The organism is Pseudomonas putida, from assembly GCF_030159595.1.
In the GTDB taxonomy this organism is placed as follows: domain Bacteria; phylum Pseudomonadota; class Gammaproteobacteria; order Pseudomonadales; family Pseudomonadaceae; genus Aquipseudomonas; species Aquipseudomonas putida_AC.
Genome location: NZ_BSKJ01000005.1, coordinates 147,792 through 170,210 on the forward strand (window position 1 = coordinate 147,792; position 22,419 = coordinate 170,210).

Here is a 22,419-nt window from a genome sequence, read left to right on the forward strand (position 1 = left end):
AACGCCCACAAGGACCGCACCAGCCCTCAAAATTCCATTAGCTGACCTGATGGATCAGATCATTTCCTCGGCACCCTTGCCGCCAAGCACGATCTCGCCGGCTTCGGCCATGCGGCGGGCGATGGTGAGGATTTCCTTCTGCGCCGTTTCCACGTCGCTGACCCGTACCGGCCCCTTGGCCTCCAGGTCGTCGCGCAGCAGTTCCGAAGCACGTTTGGACATGTTCTTGAAGATCTTGTCCTTGACCCGCTCGTCGGCACCCTTGAGCGACACCACCAGCACGTCGGACGACACTTCACGCAGCAGCGCCTGGATGCCACGGTCGTCGACGTCGGCGAGGTTGTTGAAGACGAACATCAGGTCTTCGATCTGCTCCGACAGGTCACTGTCAACTTCGCGGATCGCATCCATCAGTGCACCTTCCACCGAGCTGTCGAGGAAGTTCATGATGTCGGCAGCACGCTTGATGCCGCCCAGGGTGGTGCGTGCAGCGTTGGAATTGCCCGAGAACTGCTTCTCGAGGATCTGGTTCAGTTCCTTCAGCGCCGCCGGCTGCACGGTGTTCAGCGACGACACGCGCAAGACGATGTCCAGGCGCACCTTGTGGTCGAAGTTGCTCAACACTTCACCCGCCTGATCAGGGTCGAGATAGGCCACCACGATGGCCTGGATCTGCGGGTGTTCGTAGCGGATCACGTCGGCGACCGCACGCGGCTCCATCCACTTCAAGCTGTCCAGGCCACTGGTATTGCCGCCGAGCAGGATACGATCGACCAGGCCATTGGCCTTGTCTTCGCCCAGCGCCTGGTTGAGCATTTTGCGGATGTAGGCATCAGAGCCCACGCCCAGGCTGGTCTGGTCGCCGACGATGTCAACGAACTCGCTCATCACCTGCTCGACCTGGTCGCGGTGCACATTACCCATCTGCGCCATGGCCACACCCACCCGCTGCACTTCCTTGGGGCCCATGTGCCGCAGCACCTGAGCCGCATCGGTCTCGCCCAGCGAGAGCAAAAGGATCGCCGCCTTGTCGACGCGGCTCAGCTTGGCGGTAACGGCTCGGTTATCACTCATCGGCGTTGATCCAGTCTTTCACGACCTGGGCTACACGGCCCGGGTCTTCGGCCACCAGGCCTTTGATTGCGTTGAGCTGTGCCTCGTAACCCTCGCTCGGGCTAGGCAGCAGAATGCTTGTCGGGCCACCCAGGCTGACGCGATCGTTGGCCAGTTCGCCATCCAACCCCACCATGCCGCCCAGCTCCATGTCGCCATCCGAGGCAGCCTGCTTGCCGCCCCCTGTGATGTTGTTGAGCACTGGCCGCAGTACGCCGAACACCAGCACCAGGATGAACACCACGCCCAGCACTTGCTTGACGATGTCCCAGAACCACGGCTGCTGATAGAAGGCGATTTCAGCCACTTCTTCGCCACGGTCGACGGCGAACGGCACGTTGATCACCGTCACGCTGTCGCCACGGCTGGCATCGAAACCGACTGCGTCCTGCACCAGGCGAGTAAAGCGCGCCAGGTCTTCGGCGCCCCACGGCGCACGGGTGGTGTCACCGGTAGCCGGGTCAACCTTGACCTGGTCGTCCACCACCACGGCCACCGACAGGCGGGTCATGCGCCCTTGCTGCTGACGGGTATGGCTGATGGAGCGATCGAGCTCGAAGTTTTTCGTGCTTTGCTGGCGTTTGTCCGACGGGTATGGCGCGAGCATCGGTTGGCCGGTGGCCGGGTCCATGATCTGCTGGCCGTTGGCATCCACCAGCGGCTGGCCTGGCTGAATCGCCGCGGCCGGAGTAGCAGCACCGCCCGTGGTTTGTGGTGCCGAAGCGGCGCCTGGCGGCTGGTTGCTCAGCGCGCCTGGCACGCCTTGCGGGCCTTGGCTGCTGGCGCGCTGCTCGTCGACCGACTGCTCGCTGCGCAGGGCCGGCTGGTCGGGGTTGAACTGCTCGGCGGTCGACTCGACGGCACTGAAGTCCAGGTCAGCAGACACTTCGGCCTTGTAACGGTCATTGCCCAGCACGGGCTGCAGGATGTTGCGCACACGCTGAGTGAGCATGCTTTCCATGCGGCGGCTGTAGTCGTACTGCTTGCCGGCTTCGGTCAATGCAGAATCCTGCAACTGCTCGGACAGCAAGTTACCCTTCTGGTCGACGACGGTGACCTGGGATTTGTCCAGTTCAGGTACGCTGGTGGCGACCAGATTGACGATGGCCATCACCTGACCGGCTTCCAGGGCTCGGCCTGGGTAGAGCTCGACCAGTACCGAAGCGCTGGGCTTGCGCTCGTCGCGCACGAACACCGAACTTTTCGGGATGGCCAGGTGCACGCGCGCACCCTTGACGTTGTTCAGGCTGGAAACGGTCCGTGCCAGTTCGCCTTCCAGGCTGCGGCGGTAGCGGGTGGCCTCCATGAACTGGCTGGTACCCAGGCCCTGCTCCTTGTCGAGCAGTTCGAAACCGACGTTGCCGTCGCTCGGCGCCACCCCGGCGGCGGCCAGTTTCAGGCGCGCACGGGAGAGGTCGTCGGCCTTGACCAGCAGAGCACCCGAGTTGGGCTCCACGTTATAGGGGATGTCGGCAGCGGCCAGGGTGTCCATGACCTGCTTGGTGTCCATGCCCGACAGGCTGCCGTACAACGGACGATAATCGGGTTGTTGCGACCACAGCACCACGGCAAAGCCGATCGCCACGCTGGCCGCCAGGCCGACCATGAGGCCGACCTGACGCAGCATCGGCATCTGTGCGATGTTTTCCAGGAACGACATACCAGGCAGCGGCCGCTTGGCCGCTGGCGTGCCTGTCTTGGCAGGGGGGTTGTCGACGACTGCTTCAGCCATGGTTTACATCCGTCCTCAAACCGGCATCTGCATGATGTCTTGGTACGCCTGAACCACCTTGTTGCGTACCTGGGTCAGGGCCTGCATCGATACGCTGGCCTTTTGCGAAGCGATCATCACATCCGTCAGGTCGACGCCGCTCTTGCCGATTTCGAAGGCGTTGGACAGCTGGGTCGAAGCCTGCTGCGTCTCATGCACCTTGCCGATGGCCTGGCCGAGCATGTCGGCAAAGGTACTTTGCCCCGGCGCCAGCTCCGGGGCTGCAGCGACCTTCGGCAACGACATGGCATCGGCCTGCATGGCCCGCATGTCCAACATCAGACGATTGAATTCAACACCTTGGCTCATGACCCTTCTCTCTCCCTGCGGCCGCATTTTTTTGACACTCATGCGGCGGATAGCCTACCTAAAGCAACAAAGGTGCCAGCCTATGTATGCCAGACAATCCGGGGCCGCTTCGATCTTCAGCCGAACAGACTGGCCTCGACGTCGAACCCGGCATCGCGCATCTGCGCCAGCTTGTACCGCAAGGTACGCGGACTGATCCCGAGGCGCTCAGCCGCCTCCTTGCGGCGGCCGCGCTCGGCGCGCAGGGTGTCGATGATCATCTGGTACTCGTGGCGACGCATGTCATCACCCAGCCCGCTTGCCTCAACCGCCACCTCAGGTGATGGCTCGGTGCAGGCCGACAATGGAATGGCGCCTTCCAGACAAAAATCCGCCGCCTCGATCACCCCCCCTTGCTGCAGGATCAGCGCCCGCTGCAGGGCGTTGTCCAGCTCGCGCACGTTGCCCGGCCAGGCATAAGCCTGCAGGCAGGCCCGAGCCTGAGCGGACAGCCGCACCGGGGCGTGCTTCATCTTGGCCACATGCCGCGCCAACAGGCGCTCGGCCAGCTGCAGGATGTCACCCGGGCGTTCACGCAGCGGGCGCCAGGCCAGCGGGAACACCGACAGGCGATAGTACAGGTCTTCACGAAAGCGCCCTGCCGCCACTTCGCCGGCCAGGTCACGGTTGGTGGTAGCAAGCACTCGAATATCGAGGCTGACAGGTTTGCGCCCTCCTACCCGCTCGACCTCACGCTCCTGCAGCACGCGCAGCAACTTGGCCTGCAAGGCCATCGGCATTTCCGAAATCTCGTCGAGCAGCAAGGTGCCACCTTCGGCCTGTTCGAACTTTCCCGCCTGGGCAGCGATGGCACCGGTAAAGGCGCCCTTTTCGTGGCCAAACAGGGTAGCCTCCAGCATATTGTCGGGGATCGCCGCGCAGTTGATCGCAACGAAGGGCTGCGCTGCGCGTGGCGACTGCTGGTGAATGTAGCGCGCCAGCACTTCCTTGCCGGTACCGGATTCACCAGAAACCAGCACGGTCGAGTCACTGCGCGCCACCCGGGCGGCCAGCTCGAGCAACTGGCGGCTGGCCGGCTCGCAAGCCACCGGGCCTTCTTCGCTATTCACGCGCCCGGCGGCATGCCGCTCGACCAGGCTGAGCAGCGCCTTGGGCTCGAACGGCTTGACCAGGTAATCGGCAGCGCCTTGGCGCATCGCCTCGACCGCACGCTCGACGGCGGCGTGCGCGGTCATCAGCAACACCGGCAACTGTGGTTGCTGACGGCGCAGCTGGCTGAGCAACTGGTGCCCGTCCATGCCAGGCATGTTCACGTCACTGACCACCAGGCTGAAAGCGTCTTCCAGCACGGCCTCCAGCGCCTCTTCGGCACTCCCCACCGCCTGGTAGGCGAAACCGCCGATTTCCAGGGTGTCGCCCAGCGCCTGGCGCAATACGCGGTCGTCCTCGACCAGCAGCACCTTGATTGACATTACACCCCCTCCGCCAATTGCCCATCGATCAATGGCAGCTCTACCCGCACGCAGGTACCACGACCAACCTTCGAGCGCAGGCTGATCCTGCCTTGGTGGGCGCGCACCACGGCCTTGACCACGGCCAGACCCAAACCGGTACCGGTGGCCTTGGTGGTAAGGAACGGCTCGCCCAGGCGGCCGAGCAAATCGGCATCTATGCCGCTGCCGGCATCGCTGACGCACAGGTGCAAGGTGCGCTCACGGCGGTACAGGTGCACCTTCAGCCGCGCGGGACCGTCGCCGGCCTGCAGGGCATTTTCGATCAGGTTGAGCAAAGCACCCACCAAGGTGTCGCGGTTGCACAACAGCTCACCCAGGTGACTGTCGCATTGCCACCGCACCGCGTGCCCCTGCACATGGGCCTGAGCCGCCTGCTGCAAACCCTGGAACAACGCCTTCGGGGTTACCCGATCACCCAGCGGCAACTCGCCACGGGCGAATACCAGCATGTCGCGCACCTGGTGCTCCAGCTCGTGCAGGCGTTCCTTCAAGGTAGCGGCAAAGCGCTGACGGGTTTCGTCGCTCAGGTGCTGTTCGCTGTCAGCCAGGTGGCTGGCGTAGAGCATGGCTGCCGACAGCGGCGTGCGGATCTGATGGGCCAGCGAGGCGACCATGCGCCCCAGCGATGACAGGCGCTCGTGACGGGCCAGCTGGCCTTGCAGGCGACGGGTTTCAGTCAGGTCGTTGAGCAGCACAAGCTGACCTGGCTCGGCATCCAGCGAGCGGGTCGCGATGGACAGCCTGCGGCCATCACGCAGCGAGACTTCATGGCCATCGTCCTTGCGCGGGGCAAAACTACGCGCTATCACCTGGCGCCACAGCTGGCCGATCAGCGGCTCACCGAGCAGCTCGCAGGCGGCCGGGTTGGCTTCACGCACCAGGCCCTGACCATCGATCACGATCACCCCGCCAGGCAACAGGTCCAACAGATTTTGCAAGCGGTTGGCCAGACGCTCCTTCTCGCTGAGCTCGGCGATGCGCTGGGCACTGACCACCGCCAGCTCACCCTTGAGCTCGCTGACCCGGGCTTCGAGCAGGCTGTAGGACTGGCTCAGCTGGCTGGACACCTGATTGAACAAGGCAAAGGCTTGCTCGACACCCTGGCGGCTTTCCTGTTCCACCTGGGTTTGCCCCTGCTGGTCGGGGGCTAGGGATACATGGGCGGCCTGGGGCATCGTGCTCTCTCGCGTGGCTGACCGTCATAAAAACGGTATGTTGCCAGCGTTGTAGCAATAGCCGTGCCGGGGATGGGGAATTAGGTTGCCTGTGGGGGCCTCTTCGCGGGTAAACCTGCGAAGAGGCCGGACCAGGCGACATCAGTCCTCTGCCTGGTCCTCGCCGCCCTGGCGGCTCATGCCGTACTTGCGCATCTTCTCGACCAGGGTGGTACGACGAATACGCAAACGTTCAGCCGCGCGCGCAACGATACCGTTGGCATCATCCAGCGCCTGCTGGATCAGGCCCTGCTCCAGGCTACCAAGGTAGTCCTTGAGGTCTAGACCTTCGGGCGGCAGCATGGCGTGGTTGCTGAAGCTCGGCGTGTGGCCGTTGATCGCCACGCGCTCTTCCAGGTCGCTGCGCAGGCTGTCGACCATCTGCTCGTCTTCATCGTCGACGTAGCGGAACTTCTTCGGCAGCTCCGACACACCAATTACCCCGTACGGGTGCATGATCGCCATGCGCTCGACCAGGTTGGCCAACTCGCGCACATTGCCCGGCCAGCCGTGACGGCACAGCGACATGATCGACGCCGAGTTGAAGCGAATGGAACCGCGCTTTTCGTGCTCCATGCGCGAAATGAGTTCGTTCATCAGCAACGGAATGTCTTCCACCCGCTCACGCAGCGGCGCCATCTCGATCGGGAACACGTTCAGGCGGTAATACAGGTCTTCGCGGAAGGTGCCGTCCTCGATCATGGTTTCGAGGTTCTTGTGCGTCGCGGCGATGATGCGCACATCGATGCTCTGGGTCTTGTTGCTACCCACACGCTCGAACGTACGCTCCTGCAGCACACGCAGCAGCTTGACCTGCATCGGCAACGGCATGTCGCCAATTTCATCAAGGAACAAGGTGCCCCCATTGGCCAGCTCGAAACGCCCGGCGCGACTGGTGATCGCACCGGTAAAGGCACCCTTCTCGTGGCCGAACAGCTCGCTTTCCAGCAACTCGGCCGGGATCGCGCCACAGTTGACCGGCACGAACGGCGCTTCGCGGCGCTTGGAGTGGTAGTGCAGGTTACGCGCCACCACTTCCTTGCCCGTGCCCGACTCGCCCAGGATCAGCACGCTGGCATCGGTGTCAGCCACTTGCTGCATCATCTGCCGCACATGCTGGATGGCACGGCTGGTACCGACCAGGCTGCGGAACAGGTTGGGCTCGCGCTGGCGACCGCGCTCACGCGCCTGGTCGTACATTTCGCGGTAGACCTGGGCACGGTGCAGCGAATCCAGCAGCTGGCTGTAGCTTGGCGGCATTTCCAGATTGGAAAGAACACGGCGGCGAAGCTCTTCAGGCAGCTCGGCAGAAGAAATTTCACCTAAAAGCAGAACCGGAAGGAACTCATCCCAGGCAGCCACTGTCTTAAGCAGCCCAAGAAGATTGCCCGATGCGTTCACAGTGCCGATAAGCACACACAACACTTCACGACTGGAAGACAACGGCTCGACCACTTGCTGCCAGTCCTGGCTTGAGCAAGCGAGGTTTTCTTCGCCGAGAAAATTGAGCACCACCGCCAAGTCGCGGCGGCGTGCGCTGTCGTCGTCGATCAGCAGAATCTTGGTTTCACGCCACATGCAATAGCAACTTCCCTAGTCATATCGGCGCCCTGTGGGCGAGCTCGACATCATTCCGACTGAATGGTCAGTGTTCGGACGTCTGAAATTCGAAAACAGCCACTAGTAAAGTCAAAAAACACCGGTCAGTCAAATAAATGGCGCACGGCTTTTTGCAACATCGGTGGTCAGGTGAACAAATGGTATACCTTTGCCGCGTTCTTCGCCTGACGGATTTTCGTCATTTCATCGACCAAGGATTGACGCTCGCCACTTGCAACCTCGATTAGCTGGCGGTAAACGGCCAACAGTTGCTCAAGGCTGGCACTGACATCCGCCTCATTGCCTTTGGCTTCGGACACCATGTCTCCGATGCGCAGACGGCATTCCAGGTCCAACTCCCCCACCGCTTCCCAGTCGCGGTCGGCCAGCGCCGCCAGCAGCATGTTCCGGGTCTGTTCGATTCGGGCGATTACTTCGCTCATGTCATGCTCCTTTATCAGGAAGCCGACGACTGATCGCCGATAGCGTCCCAACCTTCCTTCACAGTGATCATAAGGCGCGCGACCTCGTCGATGATGGCCGGGTCGCCTTTGAGATTGGCTTCGGTCAAACGGCGACTCATGTAGATATACAGGCTATCCAGCTCAGCCAGGTTGTCAGCATGGTTTTCCAGGTCCAGCCCTTCACGCAGCCCACCGATAATGTCGATGGCCTTGCCGATCAAGATGCCGCGCTGCGCGATGTCATTGCGCGCGATGGCACCTTTGGCCTGGGCCATACGATCAAGGCCGCCCTGCATAAGCATCTGTACCAGGCGGTGCGGACTGGCTTCGGACGTCTGCGCCACGCCGTTGACTTTCTGGTATTGCCGAAGGGCCAACATCGGGTTCATGGATCTACCTCGTTGCAGCGAAAAGGTTGCTTGTACCTGTGTATCGCCTGAGCGTCAAAAAACTTTAGTGCCAACGCAAAAAGCCCGGAGCGAGGCTAGGCGCTGCCGGGCTTGTGCATTGCAAAACGCGAGAACGATCAGGAGTTCTTGGCCTGAGCGTTGATAGCGTCGAAAACCGATTTGATCTGGTCGGCCTGGGCATTGAGCTTGGCCACCGCGGTGTCCATTGCCACCCACTTCTTGGTCAGCGACTCGGTCAACGCCTCGGTACGACGATCCAGCGCGGTCTGCTGGTCCACCAGGTTCTTCGCCACCTTATCCAGGCTGGCCTTGCGCGTGGCCAGGCTGCCATCCGTGGCGTTGTACGGATCGATTGCCTTGTTCATGCGCTCGATGAGCCCATTGGAACCGGTGAACAACTCCTGGACTTCCGAGCCCAGCTTCTTGTCGTTCATCGCCGCGGTGAACTTGGTCGAATTGAATTCGAGGGTGCCATCTTTGATGGTGTTGATACCCAGCTGGCTCAGGGTCGTCAGCTGGTCACCCGCCCCCACCTCGGACAGCACCTTGCGAACATCGTTGACCAGCGAACGGGTGGTCGGGTCGTTGCTCAACGGGCCGAGCGACAGGTTGTCATCCGCGTCACGCGTGGACGTGGTCAGCGCGGTAATGGTTTTCTGCAACGTGTTATAGGCATCGACGAACGACTGAATCGACTTCTTCAGGCCATCATTGTCCTGCGACACCGAGACATTGGTGGGCACACCGTCGGCGCCCGACTTGGCACTGACGCCCGTCAGCTCCAACGTGATGCCACTGATGGCGTCGGTAATGGTGTTCTTTTTGCTGGTGACCACCAGGCCGTCGATGGTCAGCTCGGCATCCTGCGCCTGGGCGGTAATGAACCCGGCGCCGGTATCCGACATCTGCTGAGTACCGTCGATCTCAAGCTCAGGGACACCACTGACCATGAGGTCGGTCTTGGCACCGGTGGTGGTGGAGCTGAACACCAGCCGCGCACCGTCCTTGCCGTTGACGATGTTGGCGGAGATACCCTGAACGCCCATCTCTTTGTTGATCTGGTCGCGCACAGACTGCAACGAGGCGCCATCTTCAACTTCGAGCTCATAGGTTTTGCCATTCTGCTCGATGGTCAGCGTACCACCCGTCACCGTTGCGGCCGCACCGCCAGCGATCGGGGCACTGGCCACTTTCGAGCCGGTCGCCAGCTTGTTGACCACAATGTCGTAGCTGCCTGCCACCGCCGTGTTGCCAGCCGTCACCTTGACCACTGACTCGTTGGCCGACTTGGCGGCATACGCATTGAAAGCGGGACTGGTGGAGCTGTTCAGCTTTGCCATGGCGTCCTGAAACGCCGTCAGGGCACTGCGAAGCGAGCCCACACCGGAAATCATCGCGGTATTGTTGCTGGTCTGCCGAGTGATCTGCGCCTTCTTGGCCGCCGTGTCGGCATTGACCAGCGCCGCGACCATTTCGGTGATATTCAGCCCCGTACCTTGACCGATACTGGAAACCAGGGTGCTCGCCATACAGTTATCCCTCTTTGTTGACCGTCAGGACCTGCTCCTGCAAGCCCGACGTGATTCCTGCTTTAGCACATTCTCCGCCGATCAAACCTTGGCGTCGAACAAAATACTGTTTACATCGCTCAGGTTATGCGCAATCCGCAAGGCCTCTTCAGAAGGCAATTGGCGGATCAACTCGCCGGTTTCACTGGCGATGACCTTGACTACGATCTTTCCGGATTCTTCGTCCGTGGAGAATTCCAGGTTGCGGCGGGTGGAGCTGAGAAACTTTTCGATTTCCGAAACAGCGCTTTTCACTTTTTCGGCATCATTGCTGTGCTCGGCAGCATTGATGGCATTGGGTACCAGCGTGTCACTGCCGCTGCGCGAAGCTTCCTCGGCGCGGGCAACCGGTTTTTCGCCAGCCTGTTCGGCGGGGCGGGATGCCGGATAGGACAGATTCAGCTTGACGCTCATGTCCATGTCTACCACCTCATAACGAAAAGGCGGGGAAGCGCCTTAGAATGCACTCCCCCGCCAATCACCATCAGCGATTACTGAAGCAGCTTCAGTACGGCGGATGGCAGTTGGTTGGCCTGGGCCAGAATCGAAGTGGAAGCTTGCTGCAGGGTCTGCTGCTTGGTCAGCTGGGCAGTTTCAGCGGCGAAGTCGGTGTCTTGTACACGACCACGGGCGGCTTCGGCGTTTTCGTTGATGTTCTGCAGGTTGTTGATGGTGCTGGTCAGACGGTTTTGAACGGCACCCAGGTCGGCACGGGTGCTGTTGATCGCGTTCAGGGCGTCATCGATGGCGCTCAGGGCAGCGGTGAAGGCCGCTTCGGCAGTGGCGCTGTCGGTACCGGTGATGCTCATGCCATCCAGGCCGCTCAGCGCGCCAGTGGTGTTCATGGCATCGCTCAGGCTGATGGTGATCTGGTTGTCGCTACCCGTGTTGGAGCCAACCTGGAAGGTCATGTCGCTGGCACTACCGTCCAGCAGGTTCTTGCCGTTCAGCTGGGTCGAACCGGCGATACGGTCGATCTCTTTGAGCATCGACTGGAATTCTTTGTTCAGTGCTTCGCGGTCGTCTGCGCTGTTGTTGTCGTTTCGCGACTGAACAGCCAGTTCACGCATACGCTGCAGGATGTTGGTCTGCTCTTGCATCGCGCCTTCAGCAGTCTGGGCGATGGAGATGGCGTCGTTGGCGTTTTTGATCGCCATGGTCTGGCCACGGATCTGCGAAGTCATGCGGGTAGCGATCTGCAGGCCAGCAGCGTCGTCTTTGGCGCTGTTGATTTTCAGGCCGGAAGACAGACGGGTCATCGAGGTGCCCAGTGCATCGGAAGCCCGGTTCAGGTTCTTCTGAACGCCCAGGGAGGTGGTGTTGGTGTTTACAGTCAAAGCCATGACGAATTCCTCGTTGGATTGGGTACTACGGCTTCCGGCCTTGGCAATTCGCCGGAGGTGGCACAGAGAACCTTCGTAATAGTTATCGTCGTCAGGGCGTCTTGCTTTAGCGTAATTTCAAAAAAAATTGCTGGCATCGTGCCAGCCCAACGAAATCAAGGAGTTGACGCCAATATACAGGCGCAACTTTGATGCAGGATAGAAAGTAAAACGCCGTCAGACGATGACGGCGTTATTTGCGGCGACGAACGGTCAGTCGCAGCGTTCGATAATGGCCGAGCCCCACGACAGGCCCACCCCAAAGCCACTCAGCGCCACGCGCTTGCAGCCGGAGCCAAGCACATGCTTTTCCAGCAGCAGCGGTATGCTGGACGACACGGTATTGCCCGTCTCGACCATATCCTTGACAAACTTCTGCTTGTGCTCGCCTTCATCAAAACGCGACGAAACGGCATCGACGATCGCCGCGCTGCCCTGATGCAGGCAGTACAGGTCGATATCCTCAGCCCGGAGTGCGCTGGCTTCAAGCAACTGCTGCAAGTGCGCCGGCACCTTGACCAAGGCAAAGTTATAGACCTGGCGACCATTCATGAAGAACTTGCCATCGGTGGTACGCAGGTGCTCGGCACCCGCACCATCGCTGCCGAACAACGACTTGCCCAATTGCCATGCAGCGCCCTCGCCCATCCAGGTGGCGGTAGCGGCGTCACCGAACAGCATGGTGGTATTGCGATCTTCCGGGTCGACAATCTTCGAGTAAGGATCGGCGGTGATCAGCAGGCCGTTTTTAAGGCCCGCGGCCTCCATGAAACCCTTCATGGCATACAAGCCGTACACATAGCCCGAGCAGCCCAGGGAAATATCAAAGGCTGCGACGGCGGTCGAAAGGCCGAGCTTGTGCTGAACGATCGCCGCCGTATGCGGCAGCCCTTCGGCATCGCCGTTCTGGGTGACCACGATCACGGCATCGATGGCAGCTGGGTCCAGCGACGGGTTGGCGGCAAACAATGCGTTGGCTGCCTCGACACAAAGATCGGATGTTTCCTGGTTGGCATCCTTGCGCGGCAAGAAGGTGGAACCGATCTTGCCGAAAATGAACTCTTGATCCTTGCCGAATTTCGCACCTTGGGCGTAGTTGTCTACACCCTTCACAGGCACGTAACTGGCGATGCTTTTAATGCCAATCATTGTGGCTTCCCGGTTGACATGGCGGATAGTGCGGGATCGGGCCTGATACTGGCCTCGTCAGGCCATCGACGTGGCTGCCCGCTGACTTGATAGATTAAAGATGCACGTTTCGACTGCCAAGTCACGGTTATACGACCAAAGCTGCGAATGCCGCAATGCCAGGGCTGCTTTTGCAGGCGTTCGCGCGACCCAAGGGCCCCATGATTCACACACCACCCGAAGGTCACGCGCGCCTGGACGGTGCCTTTTTCACAACCGCCTGAAGCAGGTGCCCTGCCGAACCCAGCTTCGCATTGCTGACAAATGCGGTTGACTGAATATCAAGGACGGTGAAACCGCCAAGCGCGAACAGATGGGTAAGCGCTGGCACCGAGAAGAAGTTGATATGCTCATGCCAGTGCCGCTTTTGCTCAGCCGAAACCTGATCGTTGCCAACCATCAACGCCTCGTGGGGCAACTCCACATACAGCAACGTATCGTCGTGCATGCTGGCGCTGATCAGCGCAAGTGTGTCCGCTGGATAGGGAACATGCTCAAGCACATGCCGGCACACGATCAAGTCGTAGGTGCGGCCTCGCACCTCGTCCTGGGTCACACTGGTTGTACCCGGCACGGTGGGCTTTTTGTCGATATCGTAGATATCGGTCGAGTAGCCCTGCCCTTTGAACGGTGTGTTGGAGCCATCCCCCCCACCCCAGTCCAGGACCCGCGTGGGCGCAATATGCCGAAGGATGTATGAGCGAATCGGGCCCAGCAGCTCACTGGGCGCGCTCAGCACTTTGTTGCGTTCCCTGAAGCCCGGCTCATAGTGCTCTCGCAAATCTTCGTAAGCCTTGCCGTAGTAACCGTCATAGAGACGCTGCATTTCCCGATCCGAAAAGCGGATATCCAGAAACAGGAATTCACACTGCGCGCAATGAAGGGTATTGCACACGCAGTAGGCCATTCCCTGAGGGATACTGTTCAACCCCCAGCTGGCGTCGATGACTGCGGGCGCCCAGCCCAGGGCTCGATGCGACACAAAAGGCATCAGCACTGCCGGGGACTGAGACAACTGCGCTGATCCACAGCAAACGCATCGGGTGGCAACGCGTTCGCGTTCACAGGCGGGATACACATCGTTGATCATGAAGTCAGACCTAGCACGTCCAGGTAAAAATGGGAGTATTGCGCCTCGGCCAGCTCAACCGGGCAGCCCTCTAAATCGCCGCGTCCTTGATCGACTGCTGCAAGCCATGGCGCAGTTGCAACCCGAGCTCCGAGCGCGCCTTGTCGATGCAGGGTACATACCGGTTCCGGAAACTCCCCGGGGTAGCCTGAGCAGCGGCAATGTGCACCGGCTTTTGTGGTGACAACACGTCACGCACCTGATGCGCGAGCTCAGCGATCGTCACTGCCTCGTCCGACCCGACGTTGTAAGCACTGCCCGCGCGACCTTGACGCAGCATCACATCCAGCCAGTGAGCCAGGTCACGCTGGTCCATGTAAGACCGCACAGGCGTTCCATCCCCGCTTACGCGAATGGCGGGCGACTCAAGGGCGTCGCGAATGAAGTTGCCTATCGCGAAGTGCACATCGCGCGGCAGATCCCTGCCGACAAACGCGAAACAGCGAGCGATGACCACCTCCAGGCCAAACTGTTGCTGGTACAAAATGCACAGATGCTCGGCGCAGCGCTTGGCAACGCTGTAGGCATGGGCAGGTTCCAGCGGGTCAGGCAACCCATGGTAATCCTCAGGGATTTGCTCAAGCCCCTGCGGCTGAGGGCCGTACACACCACCAGAACTGGTCATCAGGAAGCGCGGGATACGCTGCCGAGCGGCGTACTCCAGCAAATTTCGAGTGCCATCGACAATCTGGGTATAGCGCTGTAACGGAGACAGCTGTGGCCCTGCGGTCGAGTCGGCCGCAGCATGCAGTACATGGCTGAAATCCCCACCCTCTGGCAGAGACGCTGGATCGAGGATGTCGCCACGATGCAGGCGTAGCCAATCCTGGTCGGCAAACTCCGGATACCGTTCAAGGAAGCCATCTGGAGCGCGGCTTAGGACGGTGACCACAGGGATAGCGGCACCCGTATTGGCGGCCGCCATCCAGTGCCGTAGCAACGCCTTGCCAAAAAAACCGGTGCCCCCGGTCAATAGCACATTCATTGGTCCGGAACCGCATACAGGACAGACTCGAACGTGTTCGATGCGTGCTGCCGAATATGAAGCCGATAGTTCGAGCACAGCGCGGAGAGCAGCTCTGGCAATTCCCATAGATCCTGTGGGTTATGGTAGAGGGACACCGCGAGCACCGGCCGATTTCGCCGAATGATACGCGCAGCGCCGCGCAAAACTGCGGCCTCAGCACCCTCCACATCAAGCTTGATCAGATCTACCCGAACGGCGGGCAACATTTGATCCAACGCCACCGCAGCAATCGAGATTCCGTCACCCTGATCACTGATAGCGCAGGCTTCTCCCTGGCCAGCGTTGAAGGTCAAGAGGCTGTGGCGCTCAGCGGCAGCCAGAGGCAAACAGACGGCATTGCGCCCCTTTGCCGAGACCTGCTGGACCAGCCGGACGAAGTTGCCAGGATCAGGCTCAAGCAGAAACGCCTGCCCACAGGAAACCTCAGGCCGCGCCAGCAATGCCTCATAGCTATCGCCATCATAGGCACCACAGTCGACGAAGGTGATCTCGCGCCCTGTCAAGGCAGGCACGGTCAACTCATTGATGTACTGCGCCTCGCCCGAAGAAAAGCTGGCGTATTGCATATCGAGCCCAAGGCGGAAAGCGCATATCCGATAAAGTATCTTGCGGCTCTCATCGTCAGCCAGCCCTTCGGCAACACGCCCGATACGCTCCATTGCATTCAACAGAGAGGCGCGAGCGCCCAACCAGAACCTCCAGCCCAAAGCCCCGGAGAACTGCTCGTACAGATCCCACGGCATCAACAGGTTGGCAAAACCTGCTTTCGCAGCAATGCCTAGCAACGCATCGTAGGGCGTATCACGATTGAGTATTCCGAGCGCGACCTGGGCCATTGGGGCGTCTTGCGACAGCTGTTGCCAGTTCACCACCGGCAACCCTGCAACCCGGTCAGATCGCGGCGACGTCTCGACAAAGCCCCCTACGACAAAGCCTTGCTGCTGCATCGCAGTTGCCAGGCTAAGGCCGAAATTCCCCGCACCAAAGATCCACAGCGGTCGCCGAGGATCAATGTGCGCGGGCTTCACGTCGTTCGCCTGGTCGCGCAGAGCCATGAAGTCTTCGAAACGCCACGTTGTGTCAGCCATGTCAATCGCCAGCCGTGTCGGTGTTAGGGACGGCACGCAGGGCTGCCGCTTCTGCACGAATTCGCGCCATGGTTTCCGGCTCCAGGAACGGGTGCATGTCATCGAGCTCCGGGGTGACGAAAGCACCGTTGGCATCGACCCGCGACTTGATACGCGGCACGAACTCCTGCCGAGGGTCGACGTGCAGGTCGATCAACATCGGGCCATCACTTTCCAGAAGTGCGTCGAGCCGCGCCAGGTCGCCCTGCGTAGCGATGCTTTCGGCGCGCAGGCCATAAGCGCTGGCCACGGCAGTGAAGTCCGGGAAATCCACGCCTGATTCGGGCGTGGCGCCGATCACCCGGCCAAAGAAGTTTTCGTGTGTCTGCCAGATCGAGAGGTAACCTCGATTGTTGAGCACGATCACGATCACGTTGACGCCGAGGGTCTTGAGCGTTTGCAGCTCCTGAATGTTCATCTGCAGGCTGCCGTCGCCGGCAAAGCAGATCACGCGACGTGCGCCTTCTGCTTTGGCTGCCGTCGCCGCACCAATGGCCGCTGGCAGGTCATAGCCCATCGACGCGGAGCCCGAGTTGCTGAACAGGCGCTGGCCCTTCTGCAAGGCGCCGATCTGAAATGGCAGGATGCAGGCTGACGCATTGCCACACACCACGATGTCATCCGCACGCATCTGCGCAAAAATGCGCTGTACCATCAGGTACGGGTTCAAAGGCCCATCGGCTTTTTGCGTGTGCTCCGCCGATGCCGGATAGGTACGCCCTATGTGCTGGCACCATTGCACCCACGGCGCAAAACTCTGCAGAGTGGCCTTTGCCAGCTCTTGCTCGAAGACATCGAGGAAGTCTGCCAGGTCGGCAGCAACGCCGAAGTCCGGGCGCACGGTGGGCTTGTTCAGCTCAGCAGCGTCGATATCGACCTGAGCCACCCAGGCGTGCTTGGCGAATGCCTGCCAGTTATAGCTGGTTTGCCGCACATTCAGCCGCGACCCCAGCACCAACACGAAATCAGCCGCCTGCAAGCAGAAGTTACCGGCACGGGTACCGATAGTGCCAGGGCGACCGGCGAACAGTGGGTGATCGGACGCGATCAGATCATGGGTCCAGGCAGTCGCCAGGGGGATACCGTAGCGCTCCACCAGCGCCAGTAGCCGTTGCTCGGTGCGTGACAGGCGCACACCGGTGCCGCCCAGCACCACAGGGCGGTGCGATTGCAACAGCTTGCCGACGATATCACGGCAGGCAGCGCGCAAATCCTCGGCGCGCGGCGGCTGGATCAACGAGGGCGCCGGGATATCGAGTGGTACTTTGGATTGCTGGATATCCAGTGGAATATCGAGCCAGACAGGCCCGGGGCGACCGCCCACTGCTTCGGCGAATGCCTTGGGCAGCATGACCTCCACATCCTGCTCCGAACGCACGATCTGCGCGTACTTGCAGACCGGGCTGGCCATGGCGATGGTCGGTCCCTCCTGGTCACCCAGTTGGCGCAGGCCCGGTACATCCTGGAAAGACACACAGGTTTCGCGCTTGATCTGGCCGGACAGCACGATCATGGGGATGGAGTCGGTGAACGCCCCATGCACACCGTTGAGCGCGTTGATAGAGCCAGGGCCCGTCGTCAACATCACCACGGCCGGCTTGCCGGTGATGCGCGCATACCCCTCGGCGGCCATGGCACAAGCCTGCTCATGGTGCATGAAGGTGCACCGCAGCTGCTCATGGCCACCCAAGGCCTGGTTGAGGAACATGGCACCGCCACCGGTGACGGTGAAAACCTGTTCGACCCCCTGCTGAACCAACCATTGCGCAATTTGCTGGGATACAGTCGCCATCATCACAGCCCTCGGCCCAGGATCAGTTCTTTCAGGGCCGGGGTTTCACTGTAAGGCCCGTCAATGTGGTCGATGGTCAGGCGTTCGTTGGCCTTGATCGGCCGCAGCAGCGTTTCACCGTTCATCACTTCCCGGCAGGACAGCTGCCCTTTGTGCAGCGGGATTGCAAGGTAGAAGTCCTTTTCGAACTCGTCCCGGTTCAGCACATAGCCTGGCGAGAGGTCCCGACGTGCATAGGCACCGCGCACGAGTGCGTTGAGGTACTCGGTTTCCTTGCGCGAAATGATGCGTCGAGTGCCGCTGACACCCCCGCACATTTCCTTGGCCTTGTGGAAGGCCTTGTACCAGTTGTCGCACTGTTCCGGGAGCGAGCAGTAGTTGGAAACCGGCACACCTTGGTACTGGATATCGATGTGCCTTTCCCAGGTACGTACACCTTTGCCGTAGGAAATGAGCATGGAAGAGTGCCAGTCGTGGTACTCATGGGTCGACAAGCCAATGACATGCCCAGGGTAGCGGTTACGCAGGTAGTCGATCTGGTCGAGCTGCAGCTCGTCGTCCTCGCTGGGGTACAGCGAAACGCAATGGTTGATGGCCAGCGGGATATCACGCTTTTCAAAGTAGCGAACGATATCGTCCAGGTCTTTTTCCGATGCGCCGCCGGTGGAAATGATGGTTGGCCGGCGGGTAGACGCGATTTTTTCGATAAGCGGCCAGTCGTTCATGTCGGAACTGGCGATCTTGATGATCGGCATGTCGAATTCGACGCACAGGTCAACCGAGGCTTCGTCGAATGGCGTCGCCATGGGAATGCAGCTCAGGTTGCGGACTTCTTCCACCATGCGGGCAAACTCCGCCTTGGTCAGGCGGGTGTCCTCGGTCTTCTTCACATAGCGAAGGTCTGCGGTACCTTTGAAATCAGGATGAATGAACTCATCGACATCGCGGAACTGCAGCTTGATGGCTGCCTTGACGTTGTTGTAACGCGCAATCGTTCCGTGGTCGCGGACAATTTTCAGCCCGCGCTCCAGCTTGCCCCAATGATTGTTGGCGAGCTCCAGTACGAACAGGTTTTCAAACAGATCTTTGTCACGCTGACTAATGGTTTTCACCGGATACTCCCCTGGTTGCCGTGGGCCAGGTCGATGTGGCGCCAAGGCATGCTGTGTTCTATGTGCGGCTGACGCCGGCATTGCACGCCGCCTTGGGACGTACCCGGCGGCTATTGGAATAGTTGACTGTTCGCTATCGGTGTCTGGTCTGCCCTCAACCTGGCAGCCAGGCGTCAAGCCACTGGCGTGCATAGCCTTCATCCAGCATGTGCCGTGCCAGCACCTGTTCGCGCAGCGCTTTCGCGCCACTTGCACTGGCAGCAGGCTCGGCAAGGTGCGCCTGGATAGCACTGATCCAGTCGCCGGCGGTGTTCCTGACCCTGGTCACAGGCAACCCTTGGTAGGGCAATACATCACTGCACACCAGCGGATAACCACAGGCGGCATATTCAAGAAGCCGCACATTGCTGCGACATGCATCAAGCCATCCATCGCCAAGCGGTGCCAACGCCAGATCAAGTCCCAGCGACATGAGCTTCTGCGGATATTCATCGTAAGGCACCGGGCCATGTAACTCGCGCAGGTAAGGCTGTAGCTGGGGCGGGCATTCACCCAGGCAGACCCAATCCACATCAGCACGCAAGGCCTGAACAATCTCTAGCATCAGGTGCTGAACGCGGGCGTCGAACTGATCACCCACCCACCCGACACGAGGGCGACCACCCGGCTGACGCTGAGTAGCCAACGCCCCCCAACGGGCCGGGTGCAGACGGTCCGGCATGACACGAATATCTGAACAGAAGCCTTGCAGTGCTTCTGCCAATGCATGGGTGGGCACCACCAGCCGGTCCACAACGCCAACAGACCATCGCAGCGCACCTGCAAGATCGTCATCCGCCAGGCCAGGCAAGTCGGCATTCACTTCGCCCACCTTGAATGCGCGGGTGAACCGGGCATTGCGACGCAACGCTTCAATCTGCGCCTCGCTTTCTGGCCGCCGCATCACCCAACTATCAGGCTGCAGCCGCTCCAGCTCAGCGGGCAGATAGGGCCGCAAGGCCAACCGGACGTCAGCCAGGCCGGCAATACCCATGGACAAGGCAGGGTCGACAATCCGGCTGCGAGCAGCGCCAGCAAGTTCGCCCGGCATGCTCAACAGCACGGGCAACGGGCGCCAGCTCAAGGGGTTCCATGACAGGCCCGGGTCGGTCTCAAGCTCAAAACCAGCCCCTTGCAAAGACAAGTTGCGGTTGTAGGCCGGATCGCGGGCGATGACGGGCAGCCATTTGCCATACAACGCGTCCTGTTCGGCTTCGGCCGCGTCGGCAGGCACGCACTCACCCTGGCCCTCGCACACCACCACAGCATGGGGCGTCCACACCGTGAGATAACCGGCCTGCCGCGCCTTCAGGCAAAGATCAAGACTGGCACCCGTGCGTTGCGTCAGGTGACTATCCATTGCGCCCACATCCTGGTAAAGCGCCCGGCGAATCAACAGGCAGGCGCCAGACACGGCACTCAGGTTCTGATCCAGCTCAAGCCGGCGCATGTACCCTTCATCCTGCGGCAGCCCGGAAAACGCCGAGCTGCCTGGGCCATTCAAGCCCAGCACCTGCACAGCCTGTTCGACCATGCCATTGGGATGCATCAACCTGGCGCCGACGATGCCGACTTCCGGGCGCTGGCCGTGGTTGAGCAAGGCATCCAGCCAGTCATCGTGCACAATCACGGTATCCTCGTGCAGCAGCACCAGATACTCGCCTTGTGCATGCCTGGCCGCCAGGTTGCAAGCAGCGGCATGGCCATGTACCGACGCGTCACTCAGCACGCTGACCCGGTTTTGCTCCCGCGCCACAAGGCCATCCAGCCAGGCACGGGTAGCCGGACTGCTGCCGCCATCGTTTACCAGCAAAATCTCGACGTGGGGATAACGGGTCTTTTCAATCAACGAATGCACGCAGCGCTGTACATGATCGAGACGCCCGCTGCAGGGCACAACCAGCGAAACCAATGGCTGCTCGGCGTGCCCATAGTCAATGCGATGAATGCCTGGCCGATGCATGCGCACCTGCGCCTGGGTATAGCCGCGCCGCTGCAAGTGGCGCAGCAGCACCGCCTGTTCCTGAGGGCTGTGAACAGGTTCTACGCTGGGCGAGATACACACGGGTTCGCTGACGTGAGCCAGCCCGTCGAGGCCATCGGCATCTTCGATCAAGTGCAACAGCAACGCGAGCTCGGCCGCCCCCGCGCAGGCCAGGTCGAAACCGCCCGCCTCAAGGAATACCTCGCGGCGATAGAACCAATGCCGCGCCAGCTGGGCCGGGCTGGCCAGCAGCATGTCGAGATTGAAGTCGGGGCGCAGCAGCGCCTGCTGGGTGCCCTGCGGCGTGGTCACCAGCTCATCGGCATACACCGCACGCACATGGTCGCCCTCGAGCAGTTCCAGCGCGAGCATCATCAACCCGAACGGTGTGAACGTGGTACCCGCACGCACAAAACAGAGCCACTGCCCGGTCCCTTGCTGCAGGACCAACTGGTTAAGCGTAGCAAGCTCGCAATCGGCCGGCACATGGACGGCGAGCTGCTGATACATCTGCCCTTGCAGGCTTTTGCGCGTGGTCTCGACCGCCGCTGGCTGGCCGTTCGGGATGATGACGAAATCGAACCTGGGCAGGTCCATGCGCCTGTCTTCCAGACGCTGGGCGATCAACGCCGCCTGCGCATCAGTAGGGCGACGGGACCGCAGCCACTGGGCAACCTGTGCATCTGGCTGACGTGCCGCCTCGTGCATATCGTCTGATTGCAGGTCTGTGCAAGGCATGGCCTGGGTCTGCTCGATGAAGCCGGCCAACTGCTCCCAGAACCGGCCCTGCAGGTCAGCGTATTTTTGCTGGACGATGGCCAAGCCCGATCTGGCATGCTCGATAGCCTCGGGCGTGTCTTCGAAGGCCAGGCCATGCGTGCCGAATTCGCCAATACCGAGCGGCGTACCATCAAAGAAGGGCGACTTGAGTACCACGGTCGGGCAACCACACAACATAGCTTCCAGCGCCGTTGCGGTGGAAGAAAAGCAATAGATGCCTTCACTGCGCCGGAACAGCTCTGCCATTTCCCGAGGGGTGGCTGGCCATTCGTTGGTAATGAGCGTGCACCTCGCCGCCAGCTCGGGGTGCTCCTGAAGCGCATGGGTATGGCGCCCCGGGTAGATCAGCCAACCTTTGCGATGGCCGTCATAGGGGTTGCCAAGGTTGTTGAACAGCGATGTGTCGATCGGCGGCAGAAACAGTATGCGCTCAGCCCCTGCGCCCTTGGGCAGCAGATGCTCACCGTAGGCAAAGACCATTTCCGAATCGGCAAACTCCGTGTCCCCTGCGATCAACCCCGGTACGTTGAGCAGGTAGCGCACGACCGAGCGGGCCTTGGTCGGGTTGCCTGACACCACCTCCGGGTACACCACGATAGGCTGGCGCCCCGCCTGCTCATGTTGCTGCTTCAACTCATTGGTGAGCAGGGGCGTGTGCCACATCGGGTTGGTCGTGGAGCTGTACAGGTAGGCGTCCTGACCGCACCGGTTCAGCAGGTGACACAGCATGTGCATCACCCGGATACCCGCCGAGTTATGCCGGTAGGCGGGCGCAACGATGTAATACGGGCGCGGTGACGCAACGTGCAAGGGCGGATAATGCTGAGTGCTCACAGGCTGCATCCTGGGCGTGGCATGGACGGGCGCGCGCCGCTGGCTCGGGCGAACACCCTGCGG

At 60.9% G+C, this 22,419-nt stretch carries 18 protein-coding genes; all 18 read right to left on the reverse strand.

Going from position 1 to position 22,419, the window contains the following annotated elements:
• Positions 1–54 precede the first annotated feature (54 nt).
• Positions 55–1,074 (reverse strand): flagellar motor switch protein FliG, encoded by a 1,020-nt coding sequence (fliG, locus tag QQL85_RS13020; protein WP_016488432.1) that lies wholly within the window; start codon positions 1,072–1,074, stop codon positions 55–57.
• Positions 1,067–2,845: a flagellar basal-body MS-ring/collar protein FliF gene (fliF, locus tag QQL85_RS13025; RefSeq protein WP_284354000.1), complete on the reverse strand. Its 1,779-nt coding sequence runs from the start codon at positions 2,843–2,845 to the stop codon at positions 1,067–1,069. Before fliF ends, fliG begins: the two co-directional genes overlap by 8 nt.
• A gap of 15 nt (positions 2,846–2,860) precedes the next feature.
• Positions 2,861–3,193, reverse strand: coding sequence for a flagellar hook-basal body complex protein FliE (gene fliE, locus QQL85_RS13030; protein ID WP_284354001.1), 333 nt, complete (start codon positions 3,191–3,193; stop codon positions 2,861–2,863).
• 116 nt (positions 3,194–3,309) lie between these two features.
• Positions 3,310–4,665, reverse strand: coding sequence for a sigma-54-dependent transcriptional regulator (locus tag QQL85_RS13035; RefSeq protein WP_284354002.1), 1,356 nt, complete (start codon positions 4,663–4,665; stop codon positions 3,310–3,312).
• Complete coding sequence (locus QQL85_RS13040; protein ID WP_284354003.1) at positions 4,665–5,882, reverse strand: sensor histidine kinase; 1,218 nt, start codon at positions 5,880–5,882, stop codon at positions 4,665–4,667. Before QQL85_RS13040 ends, QQL85_RS13035 begins: the two co-directional genes overlap by 1 nt.
• Positions 5,883–6,023: 141 nt before the next feature.
• Positions 6,024–7,499, reverse strand: a complete 1,476-nt coding sequence (gene fleQ, locus QQL85_RS13045; RefSeq protein ID WP_284354004.1) for a transcriptional regulator FleQ — start codon at positions 7,497–7,499, stop codon at positions 6,024–6,026.
• 167 nt (positions 7,500–7,666) lie between these two features.
• Positions 7,667–7,963 carry a flagellar protein FliT gene (locus tag QQL85_RS13050; protein ID WP_284354005.1) on the reverse strand — a complete coding sequence of 99 codons (297 nt, stop codon included), beginning with the start codon at positions 7,961–7,963 and terminating at the stop codon, positions 7,667–7,669.
• 14 nt (positions 7,964–7,977) lie between these two features.
• Complete coding sequence (fliS, locus tag QQL85_RS13055; protein WP_284354006.1) at positions 7,978–8,373, reverse strand: flagellar export chaperone FliS; 396 nt, start codon at positions 8,371–8,373, stop codon at positions 7,978–7,980.
• A gap of 137 nt (positions 8,374–8,510) precedes the next feature.
• Positions 8,511–9,923 (reverse strand): flagellar filament capping protein FliD, encoded by a 1,413-nt coding sequence (gene fliD, locus QQL85_RS13060; RefSeq protein WP_284354007.1) that lies wholly within the window; start codon positions 9,921–9,923, stop codon positions 8,511–8,513.
• Positions 9,924–10,004: 81 nt separating this feature from the next.
• On the reverse strand, positions 10,005–10,382 hold the full coding sequence (locus QQL85_RS13065; protein WP_284354008.1) for a flagellar protein FlaG: 378 nt from the start codon (positions 10,380–10,382) through the stop codon (positions 10,005–10,007).
• Positions 10,383–10,453: 71 nt separating this feature from the next.
• Positions 10,454–11,305 carry a flagellin domain-containing protein gene (locus QQL85_RS13070; protein WP_284354009.1) on the reverse strand — a complete coding sequence of 284 codons (852 nt, stop codon included), beginning with the start codon at positions 11,303–11,305 and terminating at the stop codon, positions 10,454–10,456.
• 252 nt (positions 11,306–11,557) lie between these two features.
• Positions 11,558–12,493, reverse strand: a complete 936-nt coding sequence (locus tag QQL85_RS13075) for a ketoacyl-ACP synthase III (RefSeq protein WP_284354010.1) — start codon at positions 12,491–12,493, stop codon at positions 11,558–11,560.
• Between the two features lie 223 nt (positions 12,494–12,716).
• A complete protein-coding gene (locus tag QQL85_RS13080) occupies positions 12,717–13,622 on the reverse strand; it encodes a class I SAM-dependent methyltransferase (protein WP_284354011.1) in 906 nt (301 codons plus the stop codon).
• Between the two features lie 70 nt (positions 13,623–13,692).
• Positions 13,693–14,646 (reverse strand): NAD-dependent epimerase/dehydratase family protein, encoded by a 954-nt coding sequence (locus tag QQL85_RS13085; RefSeq protein WP_284354012.1) that lies wholly within the window; start codon positions 14,644–14,646, stop codon positions 13,693–13,695.
• Positions 14,643–15,776, reverse strand: a complete 1,134-nt coding sequence (locus QQL85_RS13090; protein ID WP_284354013.1) for an FkbM family methyltransferase — start codon at positions 15,774–15,776, stop codon at positions 14,643–14,645. Before QQL85_RS13090 ends, QQL85_RS13085 begins: the two co-directional genes overlap by 4 nt.
• Before the next feature lies 1 nt (position 15,777).
• Positions 15,778–17,607 carry a thiamine pyrophosphate-binding protein gene (locus QQL85_RS13095; RefSeq protein WP_284354014.1) on the reverse strand — a complete coding sequence of 610 codons (1,830 nt, stop codon included), beginning with the start codon at positions 17,605–17,607 and terminating at the stop codon, positions 15,778–15,780.
• 2 nt (positions 17,608–17,609) lie between these two features.
• Positions 17,610–18,719 carry an N-acetylneuraminate synthase family protein gene (locus QQL85_RS13100; RefSeq protein WP_284354015.1) on the reverse strand — a complete coding sequence of 370 codons (1,110 nt, stop codon included), beginning with the start codon at positions 18,717–18,719 and terminating at the stop codon, positions 17,610–17,612.
• Positions 18,720–18,873: 154 nt separating this feature from the next.
• Positions 18,874–22,365: a glycosyltransferase gene (locus QQL85_RS13105; protein ID WP_284354016.1), complete on the reverse strand. Its 3,492-nt coding sequence runs from the start codon at positions 22,363–22,365 to the stop codon at positions 18,874–18,876.
• Between the last annotated feature and the right edge of the window lie 54 nt (positions 22,366–22,419).

Bases quoted from the DNA above. Each gene is read 5' to 3' on its own strand.
- fliG (WP_016488432.1), bottom strand. From the start codon at position 1,074: ATGAGTGATAACCGAGCCGTTACCGCCAAGCTGAGCCGCGTCGACAAG.
- fliF (WP_284354000.1), bottom strand. From the start codon at position 2,845: ATGGCTGAAGCAGTCGTCGACAACCCCCCTGCCAAGACAGGCACGCCA.
- fliE (WP_284354001.1), bottom strand. From the start codon at position 3,193: ATGAGCCAAGGTGTTGAATTCAATCGTCTGATGTTGGACATGCGGGCC.
- QQL85_RS13035 (WP_284354002.1), bottom strand. From the start codon at position 4,665: ATGTCAATCAAGGTGCTGCTGGTCGAGGACGACCGCGTATTGCGCCAG.
- QQL85_RS13040 (WP_284354003.1), bottom strand. From the start codon at position 5,882: ATGCCCCAGGCCGCCCATGTATCCCTAGCCCCCGACCAGCAGGGGCAA.
- fleQ (WP_284354004.1), bottom strand. From the start codon at position 7,499: ATGTGGCGTGAAACCAAGATTCTGCTGATCGACGACGACAGCGCACGC.
- QQL85_RS13050 (WP_284354005.1), bottom strand. From the start codon at position 7,963: ATGAGCGAAGTAATCGCCCGAATCGAACAGACCCGGAACATGCTGCTG.
- fliS (WP_284354006.1), bottom strand. From the start codon at position 8,373: ATGAACCCGATGTTGGCCCTTCGGCAATACCAGAAAGTCAACGGCGTG.
- fliD (WP_284354007.1), bottom strand. From the start codon at position 9,923: ATGGCGAGCACCCTGGTTTCCAGTATCGGTCAAGGTACGGGGCTGAAT.
- QQL85_RS13065 (WP_284354008.1), bottom strand. From the start codon at position 10,382: ATGGACATGAGCGTCAAGCTGAATCTGTCCTATCCGGCATCCCGCCCC.
- QQL85_RS13070 (WP_284354009.1), bottom strand. From the start codon at position 11,305: ATGGCTTTGACTGTAAACACCAACACCACCTCCCTGGGCGTTCAGAAG.
- QQL85_RS13075 (WP_284354010.1), bottom strand. From the start codon at position 12,493: ATGATTGGCATTAAAAGCATCGCCAGTTACGTGCCTGTGAAGGGTGTA.
- QQL85_RS13080 (WP_284354011.1), bottom strand. From the start codon at position 13,622: ATGATCAACGATGTGTATCCCGCCTGTGAACGCGAACGCGTTGCCACC.
- QQL85_RS13085 (WP_284354012.1), bottom strand. From the start codon at position 14,646: ATGAATGTGCTATTGACCGGGGGCACCGGTTTTTTTGGCAAGGCGTTG.
- QQL85_RS13090 (WP_284354013.1), bottom strand. From the start codon at position 15,776: ATGGCTGACACAACGTGGCGTTTCGAAGACTTCATGGCTCTGCGCGAC.
- QQL85_RS13095 (WP_284354014.1), bottom strand. From the start codon at position 17,607: ATGGCGACTGTATCCCAGCAAATTGCGCAATGGTTGGTTCAGCAGGGG.
- QQL85_RS13105 (WP_284354016.1), bottom strand. From the start codon at position 22,365: ATGCAGCCTGTGAGCACTCAGCATTATCCGCCCTTGCACGTTGCGTCA.